Annotated in this window: 4 protein-coding genes; 2 read left to right on the top strand and 2 right to left on the bottom strand. The window is 67.6% G+C overall.

Going from position 1 to position 5,394, the window contains the following annotated elements; translation table 11 throughout:
* The first annotated feature begins 1,274 nt into the window (after window positions 1–1,274).
* Window positions 1,275–1,823: an SRPBCC family protein gene (locus Q0925_RS07115; protein WP_299333366.1), complete on the top strand. Its 549-nt coding sequence runs from the start codon at window positions 1,275–1,277 to the stop codon at window positions 1,821–1,823.
* Window positions 1,824–1,930: 107 nt separating this feature from the next.
* Window positions 1,931–3,268, top strand: a complete 1,338-nt coding sequence (gene trkA / locus Q0925_RS07120) for a Trk system potassium transporter TrkA (protein WP_299333359.1) — start codon at window positions 1,931–1,933, stop codon at window positions 3,266–3,268.
* Between the two features lie 41 nt (window positions 3,269–3,309).
* Here the strand turns inward: trkA and Q0925_RS07125 are convergent, their stop codons facing one another.
* Both Q0925_RS07125 and Q0925_RS07130 read right to left on the bottom strand, forming a co-directional pair.
* The gene (locus Q0925_RS07125; protein ID WP_299333362.1) at window positions 3,310–4,848 is read right to left on the bottom strand and encodes a TrkH family potassium uptake protein; all 1,539 of its coding nucleotides are present in this window, start codon (window positions 4,846–4,848) and stop codon (window positions 3,310–3,312) included.
* Window positions 4,849–4,924: 76 nt separating this feature from the next.
* The coding region (locus Q0925_RS07130; RefSeq protein ID WP_299333364.1) for an amidase family protein at window positions 4,925–5,394 on the bottom strand (470 nt) is incomplete at its 5' end.

Below are 5,394 nucleotides of genomic sequence, written 5' to 3' on the forward strand. Positions count from 1 at the left end.
TAATGCGAAAGACCGACGGAAACGACAGGGGCGCGGTCGGCGCCGTGGTTGTTGCCGGCGTGTTGCTCGTCGTCGGCGTCGCCGCCGTGGCGGGGTTGGGGCTTGCTGACATGGGCGACCCCACCGGCGACGCCATTCTTGACGATGTCGAAGAGCGGTACGGGACCGCGGACACCGTCGTCGGCGCGGCGACGGTGACCGTCGAAAACGACACGGCTGAGCGGCAGTACAACACCTCGTTCACGTTCGGCGAGGACAACGCCTCCCGGGTGTCCGTCTCCGCCGACAACCGCACCGTAGTCGCGGGAACCAACGGCACCGTCGCGTGGATCCACGACGAGCGCACCGGGATCACGCGAGTGCTCTCGAACGGGAGCCACGCCGCGAACGGAACGGACCACGCATCGGGGTTCAACGCGACCGGCGAGCACTCGGGCAACGAGTACGACAACGAGAGCGCCCGGAACGCGACCGAGCGGCTCCGGTCGCTCGTCTTCGACTGGACCGATGAGAACACCACGGCGACCCGAACCGGGCGCGAGTCCGTCGACGGCACCGACGCGTGGGTCGTTTCGGTCGAACCCGACAACGGGAGTCGCGAGGGCACCATCACCCACTGGGTCGGTGTCGACTCCGCAACAGTACTCAAAAGCGAGTACAACCGGCCGAACGCCACGATGACCGTCGAGTACACCGAGACCCGGTTCAACGTCAGCGTCGCTGACAGCACGTTCCGGCCGCCCGAGTCCGAGTCGGGGACCGTTTTCGACTCGTTCGCGCCGCTTCAGAACGCCACCAGCACGACCGTGCCCGAACTCGGAAACGACTCCTACACCTTCTCGGAGGGACGGATCGCCGCGTTCGGCGGCGAGACCGTGATCACCCGATACGACGGGCCGGCGAACGTAACGCTCGTCGCCACCACAGCCGAGGGCGACGCGCCGGACGGCAACACCACCACCGAGGAGGTCGCCGGAGTCACCGTGAACGTCACCGAGACCGATGACGGCGTCGCAGTCGCGTGGGACCGCGCCGACCGCTCGGTCTCGCTTTTCACCGATGCCGACCGCGGAACCGCGCTCGCGCTTGCCGCTGACACGATCGAGGCGACCGACGTGTCCACGGCCGGCGCGGACGAGGAGGGATTCGCCGCCGAGTTCCGGGCCCGGGTTCCGGCCCCGACTTTCGGGCTGCCGGGCCGTGACGTCGGACGGGAGCCGCCGGATCCGATCGCCGCCCGCAACGCTTTCATCGCCGGGAGCAAAGGACCTGTCGTGGACGAACTCGTCGTCAGTACCGTCGTCTATCTGCCGCCGGAGGAGACCTACGACTTTCTCGTTGACTTTCCGCGGTACGCGACGTACTCCGAGCACCTCAGTGACGTCGTCCGCCGGAGCGGCGACGGCGGCGCGGGGACCCGCTACGCGCTCCGGTTTGCGTGGTGGAAGCTCACCTACACCGTCGAAAGCGAGGTCACCGAGGTCGACCCGCCGAACCGGATCGAGTGGCGGATCGTCGAGAACCTCGACGCCAGCGGCCGGTGGCGGGTCGAGGGACTCGACGAGCTCCCCGACGACGCCCCGGCGGACGCGACGGCCGCGTCCCGCGTCTCGATGGAAGTCGCCTACGACCCCGGGTCGGCCAACGAGAACACGATCAGCCTGCCGCGGTTCGCCTCGTTGGGGTGGGTGGTCGACAAGATCAGGCCAGCGATCACGAGCGAGGCCGAGACCGTGGTCGAGCGGGTCGTCGCCGACCTCGAAGGCGAGCCCAGGTCCGTCGACCTCGCGGTCGAGCGCGGTCCGGGATCGATCGCCGAGTGAGGCCGGAAGCAGTTTGATCGCAGGACTCCGGGTGCGGACGGCGAGGCCGAAAGATCGATAGGTCCACGCCGGACACACTCGAAGCAAACGATGGCTGGTGACCGTCCGTGAACGTAATAATCGTCGGCGCGGGACAGGTCGGATCCAGTATCGCGGGCGACCTCGCGGACGCACACGACGTGATCGTCATCGACCGCGACGCCGACCGGGTGGAGGAACTCAACTACTCGCTCGACGTGCTCGGGGTGACCGGCGACGGAACCACGATGGACACCCTCGAGGAAGCCGGAATCGGGGAGGCCGACATGGTGATCGCCTCGACCGACAACGACGAGACGAACATCGTGATCTCCTCGACGGCGAAGGCGGTCTCCGACGCGTTCACCATCGCCCGGGTAAAGGACACCGAGTATCTCCGGACGTGGGAGCGGTCGGATCGGGCCTTCGGGGTCGACTTCATGGTCTGCACCAACCTTCTGGCCGCGACGTCGATCGCCCGAACCCTGAGCCTGCCGGCCGCCCGGGACAACAGCTTGTTCGCCGATGGGCTGGTGGAGATGGCCGAATTCGAGGTCGACGGGGAGAGTCCGGTAGCGAACCAGACCGTCGCCGAGGCCGACCGCTTCGAGTCGCTGACGTTCGTCGCAGTCCTCCGGAACGGGTCGGTCGAGATCGCCCGCGGGGAGACGGCCATCACACCCGGCGACCGGGTGGTCGTAATCGGCTCCCCGGAGAGCGTCCGTGAGTTCGCCGAGTCAGTCGCCCCCGAGGAGTCGATGGGGGACACCGAGGAGGTGGTCGTGGTCGGCGGCTCGGAGATCGGCTACCACGTCGCACGCCTCCTGGAGGACCGCGCGTTCCGCCCGCGGCTGATCGAACGGGACGAAGAGCGCGCCCGCGACCTCGCCGAGTTACTCCCGAACACGGTGGTGATGGAGTCGGACGCGACCAACGTGGAGTTCCTCGAGCGGGAACACATCGGCGACGCCGACGTGGTCGTGTCGACGCTGGATTCCGACGAAAAGAACCTACTCGTGTCGCTTCTGGCCGATCGGATGGGCGTCGAGCGGACCATCGCGATCATCGACACGCCGGAGTACGTCAACCTCTTCGAGACAGTCGGAATCGACATCGGCGTGAGCCCGCGCAGCGTGGTCGCCGAGGAGATCTCGCGGTTCACCCTGGAGGGCAACACCGAGAAGGTCGCGTTCGTCGAGTCCGACAAGGCGGAGGTCCTCGAGATCGAGATCGACGACGACAGCGTCCTCACCGGGCGCCCGATTCACGAGTCCATCGCCGACCTGCCGAACGGCGTCGTGGTCGGTGCGCTCGTCCGGGACGGGTCGTTCATCGCGCCCCGCGGCGACACGATCGTCGAGACCGGCGATCGCGTGGTCGTTTTCACCGCGATGGACGTCGCAGACGACGTCACCGCCCGGATCTGAGACACGGACGATCGGGATGCGGACGGTCGCTTTGCGACGCCTCAGCGGTCATCGACCGAGGAGACGAACACCGCGAGCACCGGGACGATCTCCAACCGGCCGAGCCACATCAGGAAGATCATCAGCAGCTTCGAGGCGTCCGAGAAGAACAGGTAACTCCCGAACGGACCCAGCCGCCCGAACCCGGGGCCGATGTTTCCGAGCGTCGCCAGCGACGCGCTGACGGCTTCAAGCGTCGTGAGCTGGACTCCGATCCGGGCGGTGTCGAGCGAAATAAACACCGCCGACAACCCGAATAACAGGACGTACAGCATCGTAAACACCATGATTCCGCGGATCGCGTCCTCGTCGACGACGCTGCCGCCGAGTCTGACGGGCTGGACCACGTCGGGGCGGGCGGTGGTGAACAGTTCACGTCTGATGGTCTTCAGCACGACCAGCCACCGGACGACTTTCACCCCGCCACCGGTCGACCCCGCCGACCCGCCGACGAACATCACGAACAGGAGAAAGACCTGTGCGTGAGTGTCCCACTGTGCGAAGTCGGAAGTGGCGTACCCCGTGGAGTTCATCAGGGAGCCGACCTGGAACGCCGCCTGCCGGATCGTGTTCTCGGTGAGTCCGCCGGTGACTCCGCCGAGGGGCCCGAGCGGCGGGGCGGCACCGCCGACCAGGAGCACGGCGACGCCCGCGGTGAGGACCGCGAGCGCGCCGGCGTACGCGCGGAACTCCGTGTTCCCGACCAGGACTTCGGCTTCGCCCCTGAGCACGTGCCAGAACAGCGCGAAGTTGACGCCGGCGACGACCATGAACGGGATCATGGCCCACTGGACCGCCGCCGAGAAGTACGCGATACTGTCGGCCTGTGGGGAGAACCCGCCGGTCGGGAGCGTCGTGAACGCGTGGGCGATCGCGTTGTAGAGGTCCATGTTCGGCGCCAGCCCGAGCAGGTGCAGCGCGTAGAGGAGTGCGGCCAAGAGGACGGTGAACCCGAAGTAGATGAGCCACAGCGCGCGGGCGGTCTCGGCGATCTTCGGGGTCAGCTTCTGGAGTTCCGGCCCCGGCGCCTCCGACGCCATCAGTTGGGCACCGTTGACCGCGACCTCCGGGAGGATCGCGATCATCAACACGATGATCCCCATTCCGCCTAGCCACTGGGTGAGCTGTCGCCACAGCAGCAGCGCGCGGGAGTGCTGCTCGAAACTGATCTCGCCCATCACGGTCGCGCCCGTGGTGGTGAACCCGCTCATCGACTCGAACAGCGCGTTGATCGGGTTCGCGAGCGTCGACGCCGTGCCGGCGCCGGCCAGCACGTACGGGATCGCCCCCACGACTGCGGCGACGAGCCACGCGAGCGTCACGAACAGCAGCGCCTCGCTCGGCCCGAGGTCGGGGTCGGGATCGGCCCGTTCGAGGGCGAACCCGGCGGCCGCAACCGCACCGATCGAGATCGCGAACACCCAGACGTCGTCGCCGTAGATCAGCGCCGCCACGAGCGGGACGAACATCGTCACCGAGAGGTATTTCATCCCGGTTCCGAGCAGTCCGACCGTCGCCCGCCAGTTGGGTCGCCACGGCATACGAGTAGTACAGTCCGACGGAACGGAAACACGCGTATCAAACCATCGAAACCGCGGCCATCCCGTCGTTCGGGGCTTACGCGTCGACGGCGGACGCCACCCGGACGATGGCTTCCTCGCCGAACTTCGGGCCGATGAGTTGCAACCCGACCGGGAGCCCGTCGGCCTCGCCGGCGGGCGCGGAGATCGCGGGGAGGTTCGCGAGGTTGACCGGGACGGTGTTTGCATCCATCAGGTAGAGCTGTAGCGGGTCGTCGAGGCTGTCGCCGAGCGCCGGCGGGAGGACCGGCATCGTCGGCGTTGCGAGTACGTCCGCGCGCCCGAACGCGTCGTCGAAGTCGCGTTTGACCCACGCCCGGGCGTCCTGGGCTTTCTTGTAGTACTTGTCGTGGTAGCCCGCCGAGAGGGCGTAGGTTCCGAGGAGGATACGGCGTGTGACCTCCTCGCCGAACCCCGCCTCCCGGGCGCGGGCGAACGTCTCGTTCCAGTTGCCCTCGTCGCCGCCGGAGACCCCGTACCGGACGCCGTCGAAGCGCGCGAGGTTCG

This window comes from Haloplanus sp. (assembly GCF_028275055.1).
GTDB lineage: Archaea > Halobacteriota > Halobacteria > Halobacteriales > Haloferacaceae > Haloplanus.